Origin of the sequence: Streptomyces fagopyri (assembly GCF_009498275.1) — a bacterium.
GTDB classification, from domain to species: domain Bacteria; phylum Actinomycetota; class Actinomycetes; order Streptomycetales; family Streptomycetaceae; genus Streptomyces; species Streptomyces fagopyri.
Genome location: NZ_CP045643.1, coordinates 8,617,544 through 8,640,986, shown reverse-complemented (window position 1 = coordinate 8,640,986; position 23,443 = coordinate 8,617,544). Strand labels below are relative to the sequence as shown.

Annotated in this window: 19 protein-coding genes; 10 read left to right on the top strand and 9 right to left on the bottom strand. The window is 70.4% G+C overall.

From position 1 onward, the window contains the following. Positions 1-252 precede the first annotated feature (252 nt). The 3 genes from GFH48_RS37350 to GFH48_RS37340 all read left to right on the top strand — a co-directional run bounded on the left by GFH48_RS37350 (position 253) and on the right by GFH48_RS37340 (position 2,712). Positions 253-654 carry a hypothetical protein gene (locus tag GFH48_RS37350; protein WP_153292479.1) on the top strand — a complete coding sequence of 134 codons (402 nt, stop codon included), beginning with the start codon at positions 253-255 and terminating at the stop codon, positions 652-654. Between the two features lie 198 nt (positions 655-852). Then, complete coding sequence (locus GFH48_RS37345) at positions 853-1,338, top strand: HIT family protein (RefSeq protein WP_153292478.1); 486 nt, start codon at positions 853-855, stop codon at positions 1,336-1,338. A 339-nt stretch (positions 1,339-1,677) separates the two neighbouring features. Next, the gene (locus GFH48_RS37340; RefSeq protein ID WP_153292477.1) at positions 1,678-2,712 is read left to right on the top strand and encodes a C40 family peptidase; all 1,035 of its coding nucleotides are present in this window, start codon (positions 1,678-1,680) and stop codon (positions 2,710-2,712) included. Positions 2,713-3,002: 290 nt separating this feature from the next. Here the strand turns inward: GFH48_RS37340 and GFH48_RS37335 are convergent, their stop codons facing one another. Then, positions 3,003-3,524 (bottom strand): ATP-binding protein, encoded by a 522-nt coding sequence (locus GFH48_RS37335; protein ID WP_153292476.1) that lies wholly within the window; start codon positions 3,522-3,524, stop codon positions 3,003-3,005. 145 nt (positions 3,525-3,669) lie between these two features. Between GFH48_RS37335 and GFH48_RS37330 the strand changes: the two genes are divergently transcribed. Further along, positions 3,670-4,491 carry an SDR family NAD(P)-dependent oxidoreductase gene (locus GFH48_RS37330; protein ID WP_322747016.1) on the top strand — a complete coding sequence of 274 codons (822 nt, stop codon included), beginning with the start codon at positions 3,670-3,672 and terminating at the stop codon, positions 4,489-4,491. Between the two features lie 174 nt (positions 4,492-4,665). Here the strand turns inward: GFH48_RS37330 and GFH48_RS37325 are convergent, their stop codons facing one another. Further along, a complete protein-coding gene (locus GFH48_RS37325; RefSeq protein ID WP_153292474.1) occupies positions 4,666-6,069 on the bottom strand; it encodes a hypothetical protein in 1,404 nt (467 codons plus the stop codon). A 418-nt stretch (positions 6,070-6,487) separates the two neighbouring features. Here GFH48_RS37325 and GFH48_RS37320 point away from each other — a divergent pair, with 418 nt between their 5' ends. After that, positions 6,488-7,066 carry a hypothetical protein gene (locus GFH48_RS37320; RefSeq protein WP_153292473.1) on the top strand — a complete coding sequence of 193 codons (579 nt, stop codon included), beginning with the start codon at positions 6,488-6,490 and terminating at the stop codon, positions 7,064-7,066. 47 nt (positions 7,067-7,113) lie between these two features. Here the strand turns inward: GFH48_RS37320 and GFH48_RS37315 are convergent, their stop codons facing one another. The 3 genes from GFH48_RS37315 to GFH48_RS37305 form a co-directional block, all read right to left on the bottom strand. Next, positions 7,114-8,511, bottom strand: coding sequence for an FAD-binding oxidoreductase (locus GFH48_RS37315; protein WP_153292472.1), 1,398 nt, complete (start codon positions 8,509-8,511; stop codon positions 7,114-7,116). Between the two features lie 110 nt (positions 8,512-8,621). Then, positions 8,622-10,745 carry a glycogen debranching protein GlgX gene (glgX, locus tag GFH48_RS37310; RefSeq protein ID WP_153292471.1) on the bottom strand — a complete coding sequence of 708 codons (2,124 nt, stop codon included), beginning with the start codon at positions 10,743-10,745 and terminating at the stop codon, positions 8,622-8,624. A gap of 4 nt (positions 10,746-10,749) precedes the next feature. After that, entirely contained in the window at positions 10,750-11,265 is a 516-nt protein-coding gene (locus tag GFH48_RS37305) for a pep a2 (protein ID WP_153292470.1), read from the bottom strand. 315 nt (positions 11,266-11,580) lie between these two features. Here GFH48_RS37305 and GFH48_RS37300 point away from each other — a divergent pair, with 315 nt between their 5' ends. The 5 genes from GFH48_RS37300 (at position 11,581) to glgB (ending at position 19,413) form a co-directional block, all read left to right on the top strand. Beyond that, on the top strand, positions 11,581-11,949 hold the full coding sequence (locus GFH48_RS37300) for a DUF5133 domain-containing protein (RefSeq protein WP_153293311.1): 369 nt from the start codon (positions 11,581-11,583) through the stop codon (positions 11,947-11,949). Positions 11,950-12,011: 62 nt separating this feature from the next. Beyond that, on the top strand, positions 12,012-14,030 hold the full coding sequence (locus GFH48_RS37295; protein WP_153292469.1) for an alpha-1,4-glucan--maltose-1-phosphate maltosyltransferase: 2,019 nt from the start codon (positions 12,012-12,014) through the stop codon (positions 14,028-14,030). Beyond that, positions 14,027-15,748, top strand: a complete 1,722-nt coding sequence (treS, locus tag GFH48_RS37290; protein WP_153292468.1) for a maltose alpha-D-glucosyltransferase — start codon at positions 14,027-14,029, stop codon at positions 15,746-15,748. Before GFH48_RS37295 ends, treS begins: the two co-directional genes overlap by 4 nt. 46 nt (positions 15,749-15,794) lie before the next feature. Further along, a complete protein-coding gene (locus GFH48_RS37285; protein WP_153292467.1) occupies positions 15,795-17,168 on the top strand; it encodes a maltokinase N-terminal cap-like domain-containing protein in 1,374 nt (457 codons plus the stop codon). Positions 17,169-17,256: 88 nt separating this feature from the next. Then, entirely contained in the window at positions 17,257-19,413 is a 2,157-nt protein-coding gene (gene glgB / locus GFH48_RS37280) for a 1,4-alpha-glucan branching enzyme (RefSeq protein WP_153293310.1), read from the top strand. 88 nt (positions 19,414-19,501) lie between these two features. Here the strand turns inward: glgB and GFH48_RS37275 are convergent, their stop codons facing one another. The 4 genes from GFH48_RS37275 to GFH48_RS37260 form a co-directional block, all read right to left on the bottom strand. Continuing rightward, positions 19,502-20,926: a M1 family metallopeptidase gene (locus tag GFH48_RS37275; RefSeq protein WP_153292466.1), complete on the bottom strand. Its 1,425-nt coding sequence runs from the start codon at positions 20,924-20,926 to the stop codon at positions 19,502-19,504. Between the two features lie 127 nt (positions 20,927-21,053). Next, a complete protein-coding gene (locus GFH48_RS37270) occupies positions 21,054-21,914 on the bottom strand; it encodes an ABC transporter permease (protein ID WP_153292465.1) in 861 nt (286 codons plus the stop codon). Further along, on the bottom strand, positions 21,874-22,842 hold the full coding sequence (locus GFH48_RS37265) for an ABC transporter ATP-binding protein (protein WP_153292464.1): 969 nt from the start codon (positions 22,840-22,842) through the stop codon (positions 21,874-21,876). The genes GFH48_RS37270 and GFH48_RS37265 overlap by 41 nt, the downstream gene beginning before the upstream one ends. Further along, complete coding sequence (locus GFH48_RS37260) at positions 22,839-23,294, bottom strand: MarR family winged helix-turn-helix transcriptional regulator (RefSeq protein ID WP_153292463.1); 456 nt, start codon at positions 23,292-23,294, stop codon at positions 22,839-22,841. Before GFH48_RS37260 ends, GFH48_RS37265 begins: the two co-directional genes overlap by 4 nt. Positions 23,295-23,443: the final 149 nt, after the last annotated feature.

Sequence of the window (23,443 nt, the reverse complement as noted above, 5' to 3'; positions counted from 1 at the left end):
AGGCCGCGGTCGGTTCCCGGGCGCCCGGTCCGGACGGGAACGAGCGGGCGACGCACGGACGTTGACACCCGGCGCAGGGCAACGGTCTCGGCGGCGCCGAGCCGGACGAGGGTACCCACGACAGTTCGCCGCCGCTGCGATCAGCGTTCTCGTGCCGACAGGAGCACACTCAAGACGCGGTCGAAGGATGCCCCAACCACCGTCTTACGGCGCTGGATCCCCCGTAGTCGCCTTCAATCAGAGGGAGTCGGAATGACCAGCGGCAGACGAGACTGGCTGTACTTCACCGGATGGCTCCTGACCGGGGCCGCCTACCTGCTCGCCCTGTTGACCGTCCTGTCGATCGGGATCTTCATCCTGCCGATCCCTCTGATCGGCACCGTGGTGCTGGCGACGCGACGCGGGGCACTTCGGTGCCTGCCGGGGCTGGTATCAAGTGCGGGCCTGCCGCTGCTCCTTCTCGCCTACCTCGATCGAAACGGTCCCGGTACGTACTGCACCTCCTCAGCCGGTGGGCAGAGTTGTACCGAGGGGCTGCTCGACCCGTGGATCCTGCTGGCCGCCGGCCTCTTCGCCCTCGCCGCTGGAGTCGCGCTGTTCCTCAGGGTCCGGCGCCGGCCGGTCGTCGGCGGCGTACCGAGTCACTCCCTGTAGCCCTCGGCACCGGATGCCCGCGCAGAAGTGCCCGGGGTCGTTCGCGGCACGGCGAGCAGGAGCGGCGAGGACGTACGGATTCACCCGGACCGGTGCGGAGGCGCGGCCGGTCGGTGACCCCTCCGGCGCCCGGGTGGTGGAGTCGTGCCGCCTGCCGGAACTCGCCCCGAAAACGGTGCGGTTCTACGCTCTCGGTCCATGGCGACTCCCGAATGCTACGCGTGCGGCAAGGAAGCGGAGTTCGACGACCTCCCGCCACGGGAGTGCGTGGTGCACGACCGTCTCTGGCGGGTGGCCCACGCCATGGACACCGCGATGGGCGGCTGGCTGGTACTGCTTCCGCGTCGCCACGTCACCGCGGTTCACGACCTCACCGACGCGGAGGCGTCCGCCTTGGGAGTGTGGCAGGTCAGGCTCTCCCGGGCGCTGAGAAGCGTGACTGGCTGCGTCAAGACCTACGTCGTCCAGTTCGCCGAAGCAGAGGGTTTCGCGCACGTTCACTTCCACATCGTGCCGCGCATGGCGGATCTGCGACCGGGGCATCGTGGGCCGCGCGTCTTCGAGCTGCTGCGTCGACCGGAACAGGAGCGGTTGACCGCCGACCAGGCGGATCGGTGGGCCCTCTCCCTGCGGGCCCACCTTCACGAGCACCCGACCACTCCGGGGCCCGACCGCGGAAGGTGAGCCACAGCCACGGACCGGACCGCACGTCACCCAGGAGTACGCGCGGGTACGAAAGACCGCGGACGATCTCACCGCGGTGGCCGTGGACACCGATGTCCGAGTGCGCAGCCGGATGCTCACCCACGCCTGTTATCCGCCCAAAACGATCCATGGCGAGACATGACCCGCCCCCGTCACACAACAACAGGCGTCACAACGCCACTTGCTCTGATCACGACCGGGTCACTAGAGTTGATATCCGAACCTTTGCTCGTGTGTTCACTCGTCGGGAGTGACGGCGGAGGGGCACCGCCCGTCGGCGTCTCGGCAGGCGGCTGGAGGAAGAAGGAGCTCGCCTTCGTGGCGTCCCACCGTCGACCCAAGCAGCCGAGCCGCACCCGTGTGACCGTGCTCACCACCGCCGCGGCAGCCGCCGTGGTCCTCAGCGCCAACGCCGCCAACGCCGCGCCCAGCGAGAAGCCGGGCAAGGACGAGGTCAAGGCGAAGGTCGACGCGCTCTACGAGCAGGCGGAGAAGGCCACCGAGAAGCTCGACGGGGCCAAGGAGAAGCAGGACAAGCTGCAGAAGCAGATCAGCACCCTGCAGGACAACGTCGCCCGCGGCCAGGAAGACCTCAACGAGCTGCGCGACGGCCTCGGTTCGATGGCCAGCGCCCAGTACCGCACCGGTGGCATCGACCCCTCCGTGGCGCTGTTCCTCTCCTCGAACCCGGACGACTTCCTGGACAAGGCGTCCGCGATGGACCAGCTGAGCAGTCAGCAGGTCGAGGCGCTGAAGAAGGTCCAGGAGAAGCAGCGCGAGCTCGCCCAGCAGCGTCAGGAAGCGTCCGCGAAGCTCAAGGACCTCTCCGACACCCGCGCCGAGCTCAAGAAGCAGAAGCAGGATGTCCAGGGCAAGCTCGCCTCCGCGCAGAAGCTCCTCAACTCCCTGACGGCCAAGGAGAAGGCGGCGCTCGCAGCCCAGGAGCAGGAGCGCGCCACCCGCGCCAGTGAGCGCGTCGATCTCGGACACACCAAGGCCGCCTCCGGGCGGGCCGCCGCCGCGTACGCCGCCGCCGAGAGCGTGATCGGAGCGCCGTACATCTACGGTCACTCCGGCCCGACCACCTTCGACTGCTCGGGTCTCACCTCCTGGGCCTACGCCCAGGCCGATGTCTCCATCCCGCGCACCTCGGAGGCCCAGGCCAACGCGGGCACCCGCATCTACTCGCAGAGCGATCTGCAGGTCGGCGACCTGGTCATCTTCTACGGCGACCAGCACCACGTCGGGCTCTACGCGGGCGGCGGTCAGGTGCTGCACGCCCCGCACACCGGTGCCGTCGTCCGCTACGAGTCGATCGGCAACATGCCTTTCCAGTTCGGCGTCCGCATCTGAGTCTCACCGTCGGAGCGGATGCGGCCCGATGGGCCGTCGTCAGACGAGCGCGTCGACCGGTTGACCGTCGCCAGATCTGCGCGGAGGACGGGCGCTCTCGTTCCAGTGTTGCGCGCCTTGATGTACGGCGTGATCCCACGCGTCATGATGCTGCCGGCGGATCCCCGCTGGGCACTGATGCAGCCGTTGATGGCCACACGGCCCGTCGACCCGCCTCCGCCGCAGGCGATCGCGGCAGGAAGTCGCCTGCGCCGCAGGCGCGTCCCAGGCCCAGGGCCGGGCCGGCCTCCTCACGGCATGCCGTGGAGAACCAGCGTGAACCACACCTTCTTGCCCGTGGTCCCGGGGTCGGGCGGTGCGATGCCCCAGTCGTCGGCCAGCGCGGCCACGATGGCCAGACCGCGTCCCGACTCCGCGGCCAGGTCCGTGATCCGTGCCCGCGGCAGGGCGGCGGAGCAGTCGGCGACCGTCACCCGCAGTTCGCGCCCCACGCGTTCGAGGGTGACGGTGATCGTGTCGGCGGGGCCCGAACTGCCGTGCCCGACCGCGTTGGCGAACAGTTCGCCGCAGGCGAGGACAGCGTTGTCGAGAGGCTCGGGCGACAGCCGCAGGTGGGTGAGGCACTCGGTGACCAGCGTCCGTACACCGGCCGCCCGTGAGGCCTGGGCGGGGACCGTGGCCCGCAGGAGACTGGGCGGGGCCTCGGGGAACACGGCGGGGTCGCGGGACCTGCCCCCGCTCGTGGACGCGAGGCCGGACGGCACGGGGGCTTCGTGCGGCGGCTCGTGGCGCGGGACCCTGGACGCCGTCATCGATCCTCCTCCGTGCGCAGCTCGGGTGGGGGACGTGCGCGTTGGCTGCTCCAGCAGCCAACAGGGCGCAGGCGGGGGCCGACCAGGGGGTATCGGGGTTGTCCGGTTGCGGGGCCGTAGTGGTGCGGGATGTATGTTCGAGCCCGTGAGGAACGTGAGCGGGGTCCGGACGGCGGCGGGCGCAGCCGATGGCACCGGGTGGTCCGGCGTACGCGGCAAGCGCGTCCTGGTCACCGGTGGCACCCGAGGTCTCGGTGAGCAGATCGTGCGGCTTCTCACGGCCGAGGGTGCCCGGGTGGCGACCTGCGCGCGCAACGCTCTGGACCTGGACGTACTGGCGCGGTCCCTCGACTCCCCCGTGTATACCCGGGCGCTCGACATCACCGAGCCGGAGCATCTGGAGAGCTTCGTCGCGGCCGTGGCGAAACGTTTCGGCGGACTCGACGGAGTGGTGGCCTGTGCGGGCGGCTCCCGCGGCGGCCGCTTCGAGACGACGGACACCGCGGACTGGTCGGCGACCTGGGAGGCGAACGTCGGCCATGCGGCGCGCCTGATCCGGGCCGCGGTGCCACCGCTGCGCGCGGCGGGCGGCGGATCGGTCGTGGTGGTCTCCTCGATCTCCGGCTGGAAGCCAGGTCCGCCGGTCCAGTACGGGGTCGCGAAGTCCGCCCAGATCCAGCTGGCCGCCTCGCTCGCCCGCGAGCTCGGTCCGGACGGCATCCGGGTGAACGCCGTCTCGCCCGGCTCGATGCTCATCCCCGGCAGGCGCTGGGACCGGATGCGCCGGGAGGACCCCGAGACCTTCGCAGGGTTCGTGGCGGCCGAGCTGCCGACCGGCCGGCCGGTGGCACCGCAGGAGGTCGCCCGCGTGGTGACGTTCCTGTTGTCGGACTGGTCCAGCGGGATCTCCGGCGCCCACCTGCCCGTCGACCGCGCCCAGAACGCCCCCTCGCCGGACGGCTACTGAACCGGCCGACGGCCCAGGAGTCGGCGACGCCGGGGGGCGCAACGCCGGTGGTGTGTGTCACCCGGCCGGTCCGTCCGTCGCTCCCGTCAGTGGGACGCGCTCATCCCGGGCCGAGTGCCGGCCCCGCATCTCGGGCCCGACCCTCCCCAGGCCACCGGTCGCACGGCTTCCCGGTCACGCGGCCGCCCCGAGCACGCCCCGTGACCTGCGTTCGAAGTCCTGCACCAGTGGTTCATGGCGACGGGGCTCCAGGCGCCTGCGGAAGTCGCGCAGTGCCTGGATCGAGCGTTCGCTGTGCACCGTGCTGAGCGTGTCGAGCGCTTCGGTGGCGGTGCCGACCGCCTCGTCGAGCCTGTCCTGCTGGAGGTGGGCGGTGGCCAGGACCGACCGGCTGATGGCCTGGCGTCTGCGCCGGTCCGCGTTGGCGCCCAGTGACTCACTCGCCGTGCGCTCCGCCTGCGCGGCGAGGCCGAGGTCACGGAAGCAGAGGGCGGCTTCGGTCTGGAGGTAGTGGTGGTCGAGATAGCGCACCCATACCGATTCCTGGGCGGCTCCCCGGCTCGCGTCCAGTTGTCGTTCCGCCAGCCGCAGCGCCTCGGACGTCTCGCCCGAGTGCCCCTGGGCCGCGTGTCCGCGCGCCGACATGGCGTACAGCCGCATCAGTCCGAGGGGGCTGCCCGATCCCTTCGCGGTGGCGACACCGGCCCGGGCCAGCGCCACTCCCTCGTCAGGACGGCCGAGGCTGGTCGCCAGATGCGAGAGCCCGGCCAGTATCTGCCCGCCCAGGACCCGGTCGCGGCCCTCGGCGCACAGCCGCAGCCCCTGGGTCATGTAGCGCTGCGCGAGGCCGTACTCCCCCGCGTCGTACGAACTCCAGCCGGCCATCGCGGCCAGGCGCGCGGCGGCGGCGTACAACTGGCGTTGCTGGGACGGTGGTGTCCCGCGGCGCTGGAGCATCGGTACGACCTCGGTGGAGAGGTAGTGCACGATACTGCTCCGTACCCCGCCGCCGCCGTAGTGGTTGTCCATCCGGTCGAACATCGAGATCATCGCGTGCACCTGCTCGACCGGCCCGGCGCTCGCCACCGGCGTGGGCCGAAGACCGTCCCGCTGTTCCGACAGCCACAGCAGCCAGTCGCGCTGGGGGCTCGTCAGCGCGGAGGCGACGAAGGGGACCGTGCCGAGGAGGCTGCGTCGCGAGATGTCCGTGGATCCCAACTCGGCCAGCGTGTGCAGGGTCTCCGCCACATCCTCGCCGTAGACGAGTGCCCGGCCCGCGACCGGGCGCCGCTGATCGGAGTGGAAGCCGAGTTCCGTGGGCGACACGGGACGACCGCACCGTTCGGACAGCACGGCGGCGATCAGTCCCGGTGTGGTCCCCCGCGGTTGCTGGCCCTGTAACCAGCGGGTGACCGATGCCTTGTCGTAGTTGGAGTCGATGCCCTGGCGGCGGCCCAGTTCGTTGACCCGCAGTGCGAGGGAGGCGTAGGAGCAGCCCGCGTCCTTCAGGGCTGCCGCCAGTGCCGCGTTGGCACCGGCGGGGCCCTTGGCCGCGCCTCCTGCTCGTCCGTCGGTCAAGGTGGCGCTCCAGGTCTCGCATCACGGTCGCCTGCGGTGCCGCCTCCCAGCTGGCGGAACGTCAACTGCCTTGTTGTGCAGCACAGTTACGCAAACGTGTTGTTGGCTGAGCGGCGTGGCACTCGATCACTATGGTCTCCGCCGGGCTCGGCACGCAACCGGCGTTCTGATGTATTCCTCGTACCGGACCGCAAGGGCGACGCGGCCCGTCGCCGACCCCTCCATGTGGCCTGCCCGTCACGGGCGTTCGGGTACGGCGCCGCGCTCGTACGGGTCGGCGAAGGCCGCACCACTACGCCCGTACAACCGGACAGCCCGCCCGCACACTCCCTTCGTGCGGGCTGTCCGGCGAGACTGGGGGAATCGGTCCTCCTGGAGGGAGCGGCATGCGCACCGGCCCTTGTCCCGAGGTGCGGGGATGACCCTCCACCAAGCTCCGCTGCACGCCCTCCACCCGGCGCTCCGCCTGGCTCTCGCGCAGTGCCGGACCCTGGTCGTCGAAGGTCCCGACGGCATCGGCCGAGGCGCCCTCATCGCCGAACTGGCCCGCCAGGGATTCCTCGTCCGGCGCGCGCGGGGGCCGCTGCACCATGTGGACCCCACCCAGCCGTACCGTGAACTCCTGGCCGCACCGGGCCGGTTGGCCGTGGACGGCAGTCTGGTCCATGAGCTGGTCTACGGACCGCTGCGCCGCGGGCGCTCCCGGGTGACCTGGATCCAGGCCCTCGATTTCGCCGAGGCGGTGGCGGAACGTGACGGCGCCCTCCTGCACGTGATGGGCGGGACGGACGACGCCGAGGCCGCCGAGGGATACGAACGCGCTCTGCGCACCCTCGCCCAGCACGTCCCCGTCATCACCCTCGACCTCCAGGGCATCGGCCTTCCCGCACACGAACCCCCCGGCACAACATCCGCCGGCGACCAGGAGCGCGCACAGGCGGATCGACGGCCGGCCGACGAACACCCGCGTGACGGACCAACGCGACGCGGCGCGTGAGTACGACCGGCCCGCCCCGATCAGGCGGGATTGTTGCGGACCGCGCGTCAGGAGTCCTGCACCGGTTGGATGTTCTGGTTGACGCGGAAGAGGTTGGCCGGGTCGTAGGCGGCCTTGGCCCGGGCGAGGCGGGGGTGGTTCCCGCGGTAGCCGGCCCGCACTCTCTCCTCCCCTTCGTCCATCATCATGTTCACGTAGGCTCCCCCCGCGGAGTACGGGTGCAGCGCGTCGGAGTACTCGACGCTCCAGCGCCTCACGAGTTCCGCGTTGGCCGGGTCGGGGTCGACGCCCGCGAAGACGGAGGCCCAGCCCGCGTCCCGGTAGCCCCAGGCGGTGTCCGCAGGCGCGAGGTCGTGGACGGCGCCGTCGATCGGGTAGAGATGCATCGCCGATTTCCAGGTCGGCGGTTGGGCACCGAACCTGGCATGCAGTTCGATGGCCTCACCGGGGATCTCGTCGACGAAGTCCGCGCGCCAGTACCACTGATCGCCGGGCGGATAGACCGCGTCGAAGGTGGACTGCAGTGCGGGGTGGGGCATCGGCGCCGGGGCGTGCAACAGCGGCGCGGGCAGCGCGGCGAGCAGCGGCGCCATCTCCGCCGCGGCGAGCTGCGTGTCGTCCCCGACCCGGCACCACATGACGCCGCAGACCCCGCGGAGATGGAGGTCCTCGGGGAACGGCGGGGCGGGCGGGACGCGTCCGAACAGGAAGAACCCGTTCAGCGCACGGGGGGCGTGCGGGATGAAGTCGCGGTAGGCAGTGAGGACTTCGGCTCCGAGTTCGGCGGGCCAGAAGGTGGGGCCGGCGACCACCGTGCTCACCTCGTGCAGCCGGAAGAGGAACGAGGTGACCACTCCGAAGTTGCCGCCGCCTCCGCGGATCGCCCAGTACAGATCGGGGTTCTCGGTGGCGCTCGCCCGCACCCGCTCGCCGCTCGCCAGAACGAGGTCGGCCTCCAGGAGGTTGTCGACGGTCAGCCCGTGGGCGCGGGTGAGATGCCCGAGGCCACCGCCCAGCGTGAGGCCGCCGACTCCCGTCGTGGAGACGATGCCGGCGGGCGTGGCCAGGCCGTGTTCGTGGGTGGCACGGTCGACCTCGCCCCACACGCAACCGCCGCCGACGCGTGCCGTGCGGGCCGTCGGGTCGACCTCGACGCCTCTCAGCGGTGCGAGGTCCAGGACCACGCCGTCGTCGCAGACTCCCAGGCCCGCGCCGTGGTGGCCCCCACCGCGCACGGCGAGGAGCAGGGCGTGGTCACGGGCGAAGCCGACGACGGAGGAGACGTCCTCGGGGCCGGTGCAGCGAGCCACCAGGGCGGGTCGCCGGTCGATCATGGCGTTGTAGACGGAGCGCGCCCTGTCGTATCCGGGGTCGTCTGGTCCGATCAGCCCGCCTTCGAATCCGGTCAGCTCCTGACGCGCGGCCTGTGCCGGCGTGATGGACATGTGCGTCCCCCCGGGTCCGGGGCCGGTTGTGGGGCCCCGGTGAGCGGGGCGCTGGTTCCAGTGTCCCTCCGACGGGTGTATCGCGCCCGTTCTGCTCCGGCCCGGCCGCCTCAGCCCGCGTCGGCGGCCCGGGGAGCCCTGGACAGCAGCAGCAGACTGCGGGCTTCGAGCCGGACGTCGGTGTCGGCCTTGCGCTCCCGCTCGTCGGGCAGGACCGCCGGATCCGCGGTGTCGATCCGTGCCGTCCACCGCTCGGCGTACTCGGCGCCCGGAAGGCGGAAGACGACCGGCTCCCAGTAGCTGTTCAGGAGCAGGAGGAAGGAGTCGTCGACCACCGGACCGCCGTACGGGTCGGGCTCGGCGATGGCGTCGCCGTTGAGGAAGACGGCGAGGGCGTGTGCGTCGGCGCGACGCCAGTCCGCATCCGTCATCTCGTGCGCGTCCGGGCGCAGCCACACCAGGTCGGGCAGCGGTTGACGCTCGTGCGTGACCGTGTCGCCGAGGAAGAACCGGCGGCGGCGCAGGACAGGATGGGCGGCACGCAGCGCGACGGCGCGCCGGGTGAATTCGATGAGTTCGCGCTGTTCGCCGTCCAGTCGCCAGTCGATCCAGGAGAGTTCGTTGTCCTGGCAGTAGGCGTTGTTGTTGCCCCGCTGGGTGCGGCCGAGTTCGTCGCCGTGCGCGAGCATCGGGATGCCCTGGGAGAGGAGCAGGGTGGCGAGCAGGTTGCGCTGCTGGCGGGCGCGCAGTTCGAGGATTCCCTCGTCGTCGGTGCGGCCCTCCGCACCGCAGTTCCAGGAGCGGTTGACGCTCTCGCCGTCCCGGCCGCCCTCGCCGTTGGCCTCGTTGTGCTTGTCGTCGTACGAGACGAGGTCGCGCAGGGTGAATCCGTCGTGCGCGGTGACGAAGTTGATCCCGGCGCGTGGCCGGCGCCGGTCGTGCTGGTAGAGGTCGGCGGAACCGGTCAGACGGGAGGCGAACTCACCGAGTGTGTGCTCGCCGGCGCGCCAGAAGTCCCGTACCGCGTCACGGTACTTGCCGTTCCACTCGGACCACAGGGGTGGGAAGTTGCCGACCTGGTAGCCGCCGTCGCCGAGGTCCCAGGGCTCGGCGATCAGCTTCACGCGTCCGACGACCGGGTCCTGCTGGATCAGGTCGAAGAACGCCGAGAGCCGGTCCACGTCGTGGAACTGCCGCGCGAGCGTGGCCGCCAGATCGAACCGGAATCCGTCGACGTGCATCTCCGTCACCCAGTACCGCAGCGAGTCCATGATCAGTTGCAGGACGTTCGGGTGCCGTGTGAGCAGGCTGTTCCCGGTGCCGGTGGTGTCGTAGTAGTGCGCCGCGTCCCCTTCCACCAGACGGTAGTAGGAGGCGTTGTCGATGCCGCGGAAGGAGAGCGTCGGGCCGTTCTCGTTGCCCTCGGCGGTGTGGTTGTAGACGACGTCGAGGATCACTTCCAGGCCCGCCGCGTGCAGCGCCTTGACCATCGACTTGAACTCGGTGACCTGTTCGCCGCGGGTACCGTGCGCCGCGTAGGCGTGGTGCGGGGCGAAGAAGCCGATCGTGTTGTAGCCCCAGTAGTTGGACAGGCCCCTGTCCCGCAGGAAGCCGTCCTGGGTGAACTGGTGCACCGGCATCAGCTCGACGGCTGTCACACCGAGCGAGGTCAGATGCCCGACGACCGCCGGATGGGCCAGACCCGCGTAGGTGCCGCGCAGTTCGGCGGGGACGTCCGGGTGGGTGCGGGTCAGACCGCGCACATGGGCCTCGTAGATCACCGTCTCGGCGTACGGCCGCAACGGTGGACGGTCCGCACCCCAGTCGAAGGCCGGATCGGTCACCACTCCGAGCATGGTGTGCCCGGCGCTGTCCGCGGGATCGGGCCCGTCGGCCGCCCGTTCGTAGAGCGAGGCGTCGTTGTCGATCTGTCCGTCGACCGCCTTCGCGTAGGGGTCGAGGAGCAGTTTCGCCGGATTGCACCGGTCTCCGGCCGCCGGGTCCCACGGTCCGTGGACCCGGTAGCCGTAACGCTGCCCCGGCCCGACGTCGGGCAGCCGGCAGTGCCACACATAGCCGTCGACCTCGGTCATCGTGACGGTGCGCGAGGCTCCGTCGTCATCCACGAGAACGAGGTCGACCCGTTCGGCGGCTTCGGTGAACAGGGCGAAGTTGGTGCCTTCGCCGTCGTATGACGCCCCCAGCGGGTACGGGCGTCCGGTCCAGGTGCGCACCTGATCACCGTACGGTGATCACGGTCCCGGTGTCCTCCCGGGCCGCCGCGAAGGCGGGCACGGGCAACGACAGCGCCCGGGGCATCCGGCACGCCTCCCGCAGGCTCGGCACGGGGCCGGCCGGGACCAGTGGCGCACGTTCGGCGGAACGGGCCCGCCAGGAGAACCAGATGATCTTTCCGCCGGCGCCCGTCGCACAGCAGCCCCAGTTGTCACTCAGGGCGGCGATGCGTGCGAGACAGCCCTGGGGTGCGTTGTGCGGGCGGATGTCCTGGTCGTTGTCCGAGACGGCGGTGATGAGGTGCTTGCCGTTCCACCACATCTCGACGGTCGTGTTCTTGTCGGCCGAGTGCTGGGCGATGGTGTCCAGCAGCGCCTCGGCGCAGTGGCAGACGGACTCGACGAGGAACTCGAGGTTCCAGTACCGGAGATGGGCGGCCAGAATGCGTCTGACCTGTCCCACTCGGTCCGGGCTGACCTCGACGTCGAGGTGGTAGTAGCAGGGAACTGCAGGTTTCATCTTCGTTGGCTCCTCACCGGCGAAGCTCCCGCTCCTTCTCGTCCTTTCCGGACGAGCCCCGAACACGAAGCGTGAGCGCTGGTCGCTCCTGAGTAAGTCCAAGGATGCGAGTGCTACTCCGTTCGTGCAACACGAGAGCACTCCTGCACGACTCCCGGCGTAGTTGAAGAGCCAACAAGACGCTTCGTGGTGACACAGGCACCATGAGTGAGGGCGCCGGCCTCGGTGACAGGCCGGCGCCCCTCTGTACACGCCCGCCCCGCATGAGCCGGGCGGGCCCGTGCGCCGTCCTGGAGCGGAAAGGTGACCAGCGCCATGCTGCTGCCTGCCAAAGCCGAGGTCGCCAGGCATCTGGAGCAATACCGGGCCTGGGAACGTCTGCTGCTCGTGGCCCCCATGGACCACGCGGTGCGGGGAAACTTCGAGAACTCGGGGTACACCCTGTGCGTACTGATGGGAAAGCGTTGCGCGCGGGAGGCCGTGGACGCCGCCGAGCACTATCTGCGGGGCGGTGCGCGGGCTTCGGGCGCTTCACCGGCGTCGTCCGCCGCCTCGGCCGCGTCGGCCTCGGCGACCAGGCCCGCGCCGGGTGCGCGCGGTGGGCGAACTCCCGGGCCGGTCACGGCCTTCCGGCCCGTGGAGCGGGCCGGGGGGCCGGGGGGTGTCCCTGAGACGGGACAGTGATCGGGACGATCCCGAACAGCTCTGAACGGCAGGCTCGATCGAGAACGGCGGAGGCGATGGACATGGACGCACACCCGGCCGACGGCCGTGACCCGATCGACCCCACCGCGGCCGACCGGATCCCGGTCGTCGACGTGCACCCGGTGGTCGAGTGCGGGCGCCGCCCCGCCAAAGCGGTCTGCGGGGAGAGTTTCCAGGTCACCGCGACCGTCTTCGGTGAGGGCCACGACGTGGTCGGCGCCAATGTCGTGCTGCGCGATCCGACGGGGCTGGCCGGTCCCTGGACCCCCATGCGCGAACTCACCCCGGGTTCCGACCGCTGGGGCGCCGAGGTCACGCCGGATGCCGTGGGCCACTGGACGTACCTGGTGGAGTCCTGGAGCGACCCGGTGGCCGCCTGGCGCCTGACCGCCGCCATCAAGGTCCCGGCCGGCGTCGACACGGGGCTGATCCTGGAGGAGGGCGCGGTGCTGTACGAGCGCGCCGCGGCCGGCGTACCGGACCCGGCCGGACGGTCGGCGGTACGGTCCGCGGCCGAAGGCCTGCGCGACGCGTCGCAGCCGCCGGCCGCCCGTCTCGCGGGCGCCCTGGCCCCGGAGGTGGCCTCCGTCCTGGCCGCGCACCCGCTGCGCGAACGGGTCTCCCACTCACTGCCGTTGCCTCTGCTCGTGGAGCGTGAGCGGGCGCTGTACGGCTCCTGGTACGAGTTCTTCCCGCGTTCGGAGAGCGGGCAGCTGGACCCGCCGGTCCACGGCACCTTCCGGACCGCCGCCGAACGTCTGCCCGCCATCGCGGAGATGGGCTTCGACGTCGTCTACCTCCCGCCGATCCATCCCATCGGCACGACCTTCCGCAAAGGTCCCAACAACGGTCTGTCGGCGAGCCGTCACGATGTCGGGGTGCCGTGGGCGATCGGCTCGCCGGAGGGCGGGCACGACGCGATCCACCCGGACCTCGGCACCATCGACGACTTCGACGCCTTCGTACGCCGGGCGGCGGACCTGCGTCTCGAAGTCGCCCTCGACTTCGCGCTGCAGTGCTCCCCCGACCATCCGTGGGTGGAGAAGCACCCGGAGTGGTTCCATCACCGCGCCGACGGCACGATCGCGTACGCGGAGAACCCGCCGAAGAAGTACCAGGACATCTACCCGATCGCCTTCGACGAGGACATGCCGGGGCTGATCGCCGAGTGCGTGCGGCTGCTGCGGTTCTGGATGGACCACGGGGTGCGGATCTTCCGTGTGGACAACCCGCACACCAAGCCGGTGGTCTTCTGGGAGCGGGTCATCGCCGAGATCAACCGCAAGGATCCCGACGTCATCTTCCTGGCCGAGGCGTTCACCCGGCCCGCGATCATGGAGAGACTGGCGACGGTCGGTTTCCAGCAGTCGTACACGTACTTCACCTGGCGCAACACCAAGCGGGAGCTGACCGAGTACCTCACCGAGCTGTCCGGCGAGACGGCGGCCTTCATGCGGCCCAACTTCTTCGTCAACACCCCGGACATCCTGCCCGGCTACCTCCGGCACGGCGGACGGCCCGCCTTCGAGGCGCGGGCCGTCCTGGCCGCCACCCTGTCGCCCGCCTGGGGCGTCTACGCCGGATACGAACTGTGCGAGAACACCGCGACCGGGCCGGACAGCGAGGAGTACCTCGACTCGGAGAAGTACCAACTGCGTCCGCGTGACTGGGAGTCGGCCGCACGTGAGGGCAGGACGATCGCACCGCTGATCACGAGCCTGAACCGGATCCGAAGGCGTCACGGCGCTCTGCGCGCCCTGCGCAACCTTCATTTCCACCGGACTGACAACGATGCCTTGATCGCGTACAGCAAGCGCACCGGCCCGGACACGGTGGTGGTCGTGGTCAACCTCGACCCCCACCACACCCACGAGGCCACGGTCTCGTTGGACATGCCGCGCCTCGGCCTGGACCAGAACGAGTGCGTGCCGGTGCGCGACGAGCTCACCGGCGAGACGTACTACTGGGGCAGCACCAACTTCGTGCGACTGGAACCGGGCAGTGCGCATGTGCTCGCCGTCGGACCGGCACCACAGATCGGAGGGTCACTCACCATATGATCATGAACGAGCCCGTACCGGACACCTTCGAGGACACTCCGGCCAAGGACCGCGACCCCGAATGGTTCAAGCGCGCCGTCTTCTACGAGGTCCTGGTCCGCTCCTTCCAGGACAGCAACGGCGACGGCGTCGGTGACCTCAAGGGCCTCACCGCGAAACTCGACTACCTGCAATGGCTCGGCGTCGACTGCCTCTGGCTGCCCCCGTTCTTCAAGTCCCCCCTGCGGGACGGCGGCTACGACGTCTCCGACTACACCGCCGTACTCCCCGAATTCGGCGACCTCGCCGACTTCGTCGAGTTCGTCGACGCCGCCCACCAGCGCGGCATGCGCATCGTCATCGACTTCGTCATGAACCACACCAGCGACCAGCACCCGTGGTTCCAGGAGTCCCGCTCCCACCCCGACGGCCCCTACGGCGACTACTACGTCTGGGCCGACGACGACAAGCAGTACCAGGACGCCCGGATCATCTTCGTCGACACCGAGGCCTCCAACTGGACCTTCGACCCGGTCCGCAAGCAGTACTACTGGCACCGCTTCTTCTCCCACCAGCCCGACCTCAACTACGAGAACCCCGCCGTGCAGGAGGAGATCCTGGCGGCTCTGCGGTTCTGGCTGGATCTCGGCATCGACGGGTTCCGTCTCGACGCCGTGCCCTATCTCTACCAAGTGGAAGGCACCAACTGCGAGAATCTCCCCGCCACTCACCAGTTCCTGAAGCGGGTGCGCAAGGAGATCGACACGCACTACCCGGACACGGTGCTGCTGGCCGAGGCGAACCAGTGGCCCGAGGACGTCGTCGACTACTTCGGCGACTTCCCCTCCGGCGGCGACGAGTGCCACATGGCGTTCCACTTCCCCGTCATGCCGCGCATCTTCATGGCCGTACGCCGCGAGTCCCGCTACCCCGTCTCCGAAATCCTCGCCAAGACGCCCGCGATCCCCAACAACTGCCAGTGGGGCATCTTCCTGCGCAACCACGACGAGCTCACCCTCGAAATGGTCACCGACGAGGAACGCGACTACATGTACGCGGAATACGCCAAGGACCCGCGCATGCGCGCCAACATCGGCATCCGCCGCCGCCTCGCCCCCCTGCTCGACAACGACCGCAACCAGATCGAACTCTTCACCGCCCTGCTGCTCTCCCTGCCCGGCAGCCCGATCCTCTACTACGGCGACGAGATCGGCATGGGCGACAACATCTGGCTCGGCGACCGCGACGCCGTCCGCACCCCCATGCAGTGGACCCCCGACCGCAACGCCGGCTTCTCCTCCAGCGACCCCGGCCGCCTCTTCCTGCCCACCATCATGGACCCCGTCTACGGCTACCAGGTCACCAACGTCGAAGCCTCCATGTCCTCCCCCTCGTCACTGCTGCACTGGACCCGCCGCATGATCGAGATCCGCAAACAGAACAAGGCCTTCGGCCTCGGCTCCTACACCGAACTCCCCTCCTCCAACCCCGCCGTCCTCGCCTTCCTGCGGGAATACAAGGACGACCTGGTCCTGTGCGTGCACAACTTCTCGCGCTTCGCCCAGCCCACCGAACTCGACCTGCGGGCCTTCAACGACCGTCACCCCGTCGAGCTCATCGGCGGAGTCCGCTTCCCCGCCATCGGTGAACTCCCCTACCTGCTCACCCTCGCAGGCCACGGCTTCTACTGGTTCCGGCTCCGGCACGCGGTCGCCCCGGGCGCCGTCAAACGGTCCTGACCCTTCGCCCGGTAAAGATCGCCTGCCTCTGAAAGGACGTGCCGCCATGCCGAGGACCGCGTTGCACCGTCCGGGACGCCACGCCCCCGCCGCGCTGCTCACCTCCCTGGGTGACCTGCTGCGGGAGTGGCTGCCGCGGCAACGCTGGTTCGCGGGCAAAGGACGCCCCGTCACCGGTCTGCGCGTGGCGTCGTCGACCGAGCTGTACCCGGGCTGCCTGCATCTGCTGGTACACACCGAACACCTGGGCCGTACCACCCACAGCGGATCCGCCACCGCCCCGGCCGACGACTGCTATCAGCTCCTCCTCGGCGCGCGGAAGGTCCTGCCTCCCCGGCTCGCCCATGCCTTCATCGGCCGCGCGAGCGCCGGACCGCTGGCCGATATGAGTGTCTACGACGCGCTCCACGACCCGCGGGCCACGGGGCTGCTCCTGGAACATCTGCGTACTCCGGGGGCGGCGGGACCGCTGCTCTTCGAGCGCGACGCACGCGTGACGGTCCCGGCCGGACTCGCTCCCCGACTCCTCGACGCCGAACAGTCGAACTCCTCGCTCGTGTACGGGGATTCCTTCATCCTGAAGTTCTTCCGCCGTGTCCAGCCGGGAATCAACCCGGACCTGGAACTGCCGTGGGCACTGGCCCGGATGGGCTGCACCCGGGTACCCGCCCCCGCGGCGTGGTTCGGCACCTCTCATCCGCGGGAGGCGACGCTGGGAGTGCTCCAGCCCTTCCTGCCGGGAGCCTCGGACGGCTGGACGCTGGCGCTGCGGTCACTCGCCTCGGAACGGGAGTTCACCGAGGAGGCATACGAACTGGGCCGGGCCACCGCCGAGGTGCATCTGGCGCTGGCGACGGCCTTCCCCGTCGACACACCCAGCCCGCTCCAGAACGACCGGCTCGCCGCCGCGATGAGCGAGCGCCTCGAAGCAACCGCCCGCGCGGTACCCGAACTCGGCCCGTTCGTACCGGGGTTGCGCTCCGCTTTCGACGCCCTCGCCTCGCTCGACGCGGCAGCCAGACCGGCGCAGCGGATTCACGGCGATCTCCACCTCGGACAGGTGCTGAGGGCAGGCCGCCAGTGGTCGGTCATCGACTTCGAGGGCGAGCCGGCCCGTCCGGTACCCGAGCGCCGGCGACCGCAGTCACCCGTCCGCGATGTCGCGGGCATGCTGCGTTCCTTCGACTACGCCGCACGTTCCCGCCGTCCCTGGCGCCCGGAGTGGGCGCACCGCTGCCGGGAGGCGTACGGAGCGGGTTACGCGGCCGCGGCGGCCTGGGACCCGCACGAGGAGCCCGAGCTGCTGCGCGCGTACGAGACGGACCGGGCCGTGTACGAAGTTCTGTACGAGGCCCGGCACCGGCCCGACTGGCTGCCGGTGCCGATGGCGGCGGTCGCCCGTCTCGCCGAAGGCCTCTGAGAACCAGCCCTGTTCCGTGTTCGCTCCCGAGGAGGATGAAGCCGTGGCCGTTTCCACCACCACCGTCGGCGCGGGGCCGGTGGCCCCGATGGACGCGGCGGACCGCGCGCGCCTGCTGTCGGGCACCCATCACGATCCGCACACCCTGCTGGGTGCTCATGAGGTCCCCGGCGGCGTCGTGTTCCGGGTGCTGCGTCCGTACGCCGAGGCCGTGGCGGTGGTGGTCGACGGGCGGCGTACCGCGCTGACGGACATCGGCGACGGCCTGTTCAGCGCCGTGCTTCCCCTCGACACGATCCCCGAGTACGTGGTGTCGGTGACGTACGCGGGCCGCGAGCGCGAGGTGCAGGACCCCTACCGGTTCCTGCCCGCGTTGGGCGAGACGGATCTGCATCTGATCGGCGAGGGCCGTCACGAGGAACTCTGGCGGGCCCTGGGCGCTCACCCCATGACCCATCAGGGCGTGACCGGCACCCGCTTCACCGTGTGGGCCCCGAACGCCCGGGGAGTCAGGATCTGCGGACCGTTCTCGCACTGGGACGGCACGGGGTATCCGATGCGGTCGCTCGGCTCGACGGGCGTCTGGGAACTGTTCGTGCCCGGCATCGGCGGGGGCGAACTCTACAAGTTCGAGATCACCCGCCCCGACGGCACCCGCACCCTGCGCGCCGACCCGATGGCCCGCCGCACCGAAGTCCCGCCGCGCACCTCGTCGATCGTCCAGACCTCGCACCACACCTGGCAGGACGAGGAGTGGATGGCGGGCCGGGGCGAGCGACCCGCCCACGAGGCGCCGTTCTCCGTCTACGAGGTACACCTGCCCTCCTGGCGACCCGGCCTGACCTACCGTCAGCTCTCCCAGCAGCTCCCCGCCTACGTCCGCGACCTCGGCTTCACCCACGTCGAACTCATGCCCGTCGCCGAACACCCCTTCGGCGGCTCCTGGGGATACCAGGTCACCGGCTTCTACGCCCCCACCGCCCGCCTCGGCACCCCCGACGACTTCAAACACCTCGTCGACGCCCTCCACCAGGCCGGCATCGGCGTCCTCATGGACTGGGTCCCCGCCCACTTCCCCCGCGACGAATGGGCCCTCGCCGAATTCGACGGACGCCCCCTCTACGAACACTCCGACCCCCAGCGCGCCGCCCACCCCGACTGGGGCACCCTCGAATTCGACTTCGGCCGCCGCGAGGTCCGCAACTTCCTCGTCGCCAACGCCGTCTACTGGTGCCAGGAATTCCACATCGACGGACTCCGCGTCGACGCCGTCGCCTCCATGCTCTACCTCGACTACTCCCGCGAACCCGGCCAGTGGACACCCAACGAACACGGCGGCCGCGAGAACCTCGACGCCGTCGCCTTCCTCCAGGAGATGAACGCCACCGTCTACCGCCGCAACCCCGGCGTCGTCACCATCGCCGAGGAATCCACCGCCTGGGACGGCGTCACCCGCGCCACCTCGGACGGGGGACTGGGGTTCGGGCTGAAGTGGAACATGGGGTGGATGCACGACTCACTGGAGTATCTCCAGCACGAGCCGGTCCACCGCAAGTACCACCACCACGAGATGACGTTCTCCATGGTCTACGCCTACAGCGAGAACTACGTCCTGCCCATCTCCCACGACGAAGTCGTCCACGGCAAGAAGTCGCTCGTCTCCAAGATGCCCGGCGACTGGTGGCAGCAACGCGCCACCACCCGCGCCTACCTCGGCTACATGTGGGCCCACCCCGGCAAACAACTCCTCTTCATGGGACAGGAGTTCGCCCAGGGCGCCGAATGGTCCGAAGCCGATGGACCCGACTGGTGGCTCCTCGACCCGGCGTACGGAGCCGAGGCCGACCACCGGGGAGTCACGGACCTCGTCCGCGACCTCAACACGGTCTACCGCCGGGAACCGGCTCTCTGGCAACGCGACACGGACCCGTCCGGCTTCGACTGGATCACCGGTGACGCCGCCGACGACAACGTCTTCGCGTTCCTGCGTCATGACGCCGAGGGCACCCCGCTGCTCGCCGTCAGCAACTTCTCCCCCGTCGTCCGCCACGCCTACCGCCTCGGCGTCCCCGACTCGGTCCCCGGCTGGCGCGAATCCCTCAACACCGACAGCGCCCGGTACGGCGGAAGCGACGTCACCAACCCGGACGTCGTGAAGGCCGAATCCCGCGCGGCCCACGGCCGGCCGGCGAGCATCCGGCTCACGCTCCCCCCGCTCGGTACAGTGTGGCTCCGTCCCGCCTGACGCCCCCGCACACCCCCGCCCGTCCGAAGGGCTCGCCGCCAAAAAGCCGGACGAGCCAGGACCCTTCGGAGGGCGGGGCGACGGCGGGTCAGGGAGAGGACGGCTTGCCGGCCGTGCCGATCCAGGTGTGGAACAGCGGGTGCAGGTCCTTGCCGGACAACCGCTCGGAGAGCCGGACGAACTCGGCGGTGGTGCCGTGCCCGCTGCGGTGCTCGGTGGCCCAGGACCGCAGGATGCGCAGGAACGTCCTGTCGCCCACGGCCGTGCGCAGCTTCTGCAGGGCCATGGCGCCGCGTGAGTAGACGGGCGTGTCGAAGATGTGCGCGCCGCTGCCGGGATCGGCCGGCGCGAACGCCCACAGACCGTTGCCGGCCGGCTTGGCGTACAGGGCGTCGAAGGCCGCCTGCGCGCTCCTGCCGCCGTGCTGCTCGGTGTACAGCCACTCCGCGTACGTCGCGAAGCCCTCGTTGAGCCAGATGTCCTTCCAGGTGGTGAGGGCGACGGAGTCGCCGAACCACTGGTGCGCGCTCTCGTGCACGAGCGTGCTCAGGTCCGGCGCCGAGTCGTACAGCGGCCGTGTCTGGGTCTCCAGCGCGTACCCGACGTCCGGCGCGCGGTCGACGATGGCCCCGGCGGCTCGGAAGGGGTAGGGGCCGAAGACGCTGCTCTCCCAGGCCAGTACGGACGGCAGCTTCTTCAGCACGGGCGCGGCGGCGCTCGCCTCACGGGGGTCGACGGCGTTGTAGACCTTGAGGCCGTCGGCGGTGGTGTACTGCTCGACCTTGAACTTTCCGACGGTCGCCGTCGCGAGGTAGGAGGCCATCGGCTCGGACTGCCGCCAACGGAAGGTGGTACGGCCGTGACCGGTCGACTGTCCGCGAAGAACACCGTTGGCCACGGCGGTCGTTCCCTCGGGGACGGTGATCGCGAAGTCGTAGGAGGCCTTGTCCTTGGGGTGGTTGTCGGCGGGGAACCAGGTCATGGCGCCCTGCGGCTCACCGGCCACGAACGCGCCGTCGTCGGTGGGGATCCAGCCGTCCGGGGAGCCGTCCGGGTCGGTGACCGGCTTGGGGGTGCCCGAGTAGGTGACGGTGACCTGGAACTCCTGGTTCGCGCGCGGGGCGTGACGCGGAGTGATCACCAGTTCTTGTCCGGCGCGGCGGTAGGACGCCTTGACGTGGTCGACGGTGACACCGGTGACCTTCAGCCCCGAGAGATCCAGATCGAAGCGGGTGAGCCGCTCGGTGGCCCGCGCGGTGATGACCGCCGTGCCGTCGAGGTGGCGGCTGCGGGGGTCGTAGCCGAGGGTCAGACCGTAGTGGCGGACGTCGTAACCGCCGTTGCCCGCGAGCGGGAAGTACGGGTCCCCCACGCCGGAGTTGCCCACGGGACCGGCCGCCGCCGGACCGGCCGCGACGAGCAGGGCCGCGACGGCTGCCGGGATCGCGGCGACGACGGCCTCCCGGCGAAGGACGCTGGTGCGTCTGGTGACCTGTTGCGGGCGTGACGTCACGTTGACTCCTCCTGGGCGGCAGTGATCACTGACGCACAGCCTATGAGGCCGCCCCGCCGGAAACCCTCTGCATCTGGTCAAGTTACCCGGCGTGGCCGACCGGCAGGACGTTCCGGTCGCCCGGTGGTCAGCGCGCCAGACGGCCCAGCAGTGACGAGGCGGACAGGATGCCGAGGGCAGCGGCCACCACGAGGACGCCGTAGTCGAGGGCCAGGTGCGCGTGGGTTCCGAGCAGCAGGCCCCGCAGCGCGTCCACCTGGTAGCTCAGGGGGTTGATCTTGCTGACGGCCTGGAGCCAGCCGGGCATGACGGCCACCGGGTAGAGGGCGTTGGAGCCGAAGAACAGCGGCATCGTGATCGCCTGGCCGATCCCCATCAGCCGGTCCCGGGTGAGCACGATGCCCGCGATGGTCATCGAGAGGCAGGAGAAGAAGGCGGAGCCGAGGACGACGGCCACCGCGACGCCGAGCAGCCGCAGCGGATTCCAGGTCATCGCGACCCCGAGCAGCGCGGCGATGACGACCACCACGAGTGCCTGGATCAGCGCCTTCACCCCGGCGGCGAACGCCTTGCCCGTGATGAGCGCCGAGCGCGGCGTCGGTGTGACGAGGAGTTTGGTGAGGATCCCCGCGTCGCGTTCCCAGATGATCATGATCCCGTAGAAGATGGCGATGAACATGGCCGACTGGGCGATGATGCCGGGCGCCAGATAGTCGAGGTAGGGGATGCCGCCGGTGGGTATCGCCTTGATCCGGGTGAAGGTCTCGCCGAAGATCAGCAGCCACAGCGCGGGTTGCACCGCCCTGGTGTACAACTCGGTGCGGTCGTGGCGGAGTTTCTGCAGCTCCACCGCGCACATCGCGCCGACCCGGGCGGGCAGCACCCGCCATCCGGTACGGGCCCGGGGCGGGACCACGAGCAGGTCGAGGCCGGCCGGGTGGACGACGTCAGCCGACCCGGGACGCGGTACGGCGGGTGCTTCGGACATCGCTGAAGTCTCCTGACTGGTCGTCGAGGCCGCTGCCGGCGATGTCGCGGAAGACGTCCTCCAGCGTGGGCTGTTCACCGCTTCCGGCGCCGCGCCGTTCGGCGAGACCCGTCCTCAGTTCGTCGGGGGTGCCGAGGGCACGGACACGGCCGCGGTGCATCAGCGCGACCCGGTCGCAGTACTGGTCGGCCTCGTCCATGTAGTGGGTCGTCACCAGGACGGTCATCCCGGTCGCGGCACGTACGGCGTTGATGTGCTCCCACACGCTCGTCCGGGCGATCGGGTCGAGACCGATGGTCGGCTCGTCGAGGATCAGCAGCCGCGGCGCGCTGACCAGTGCCTGGGCGAGTTCGAGACGGCGGACCATGCCTCCCGAGTACGTCTTGGCCAGCCGGTCGGCCGCGTCGACGAGGTCGACCGCCGCGAGCGCCTGGCCGACGCGTGCCGCGCGCTCCCGACGGGAGACGTCGAAGACACGGGCGAACAGCTCCACGTTCTCCCGGCCGGTGAGTCCCGAGTCGGCGGAGAGCTGCTGCGGTACGTAGCCCAACAGGCGGCGTACCGCCATGCGTTCGCGGGCGGCGTCGAGTCCGAAGACATGGACCGTGCCGGCCGGGACCGGCAGCAGTGTGGTGATGCAGCGGATCGCCGTGGTCTTGCCGGCGCCGTTGGGTCCGAGCAGTCCGAACACCTCGCCGTCACGGACGGAGAGGTCGAGTCCGTCGACCGCGGTCGTGTCACCGAAGGCGTGGAAGAGCCCCGTACAGGTCACGGCGTCCGTCCGGGAAGCCGCCTCGGTGTCCGTCCCGGCGGTCCGCGTCCCGGGGCCGCCGGACGGCGCCGCGGTGAGCGCGGCGCCCGGTCCCGCGACGACGGTCGCTTCCCCGTCGTGTCCGGGGTCCTTGTCACCGGTCGTGCAGCGCGTCATGTCTCCTCGGCCTCCTCGTGCAGGTTCGCCGCCAGTGTGCGCAGGGCCGGGAGAGCTGCCTCCAGGGCCGCCCGGTCGGCTTCGCCGAGACGGGCGACCTGGTTCCGTACGAGGGCCGCGCGCCGCTGTCGCCAGTCGCGCAGCCGTGCGTCCGCGGCCGGTGTGGGTACGAGCCGCGCGGCGCGCCGGTCGGCCGGGTCCGTCTCCCGGATCAGATAGCCGTCCCGTGCCAGTCGGTTGACCAGCGTCGAGACCGAATTGCCCGCCAGGTAGAGCTCCTTGGCGGCCTCGGACACACCGATGCCCGGTCGTGCCGTGACCAGGCGCAACAGGTCGACCTCGGCACCGCGCAGCCGCGGGGCGGTCATGCCGCCCCGCAGTCGCCGGCGGATCAGCCGCTGCACACCGGCCAAGGTGTCGGCGAGCGCCTCGGGAAAGCTCTCCGGTTCCACAGGACGAGAATAGCTCTGTGTCAGAGGTAATTCTGGAAAGGGAGGGTCAAGAAGGAGGGAGGGGCAGGAGGAGCCGGCCCGGGGCGCGCCGCGTCGTCGATCCGCGGGCAGCGGTCTCCCGGTCAACTGAGTGACCGTTTCCCCTGGTC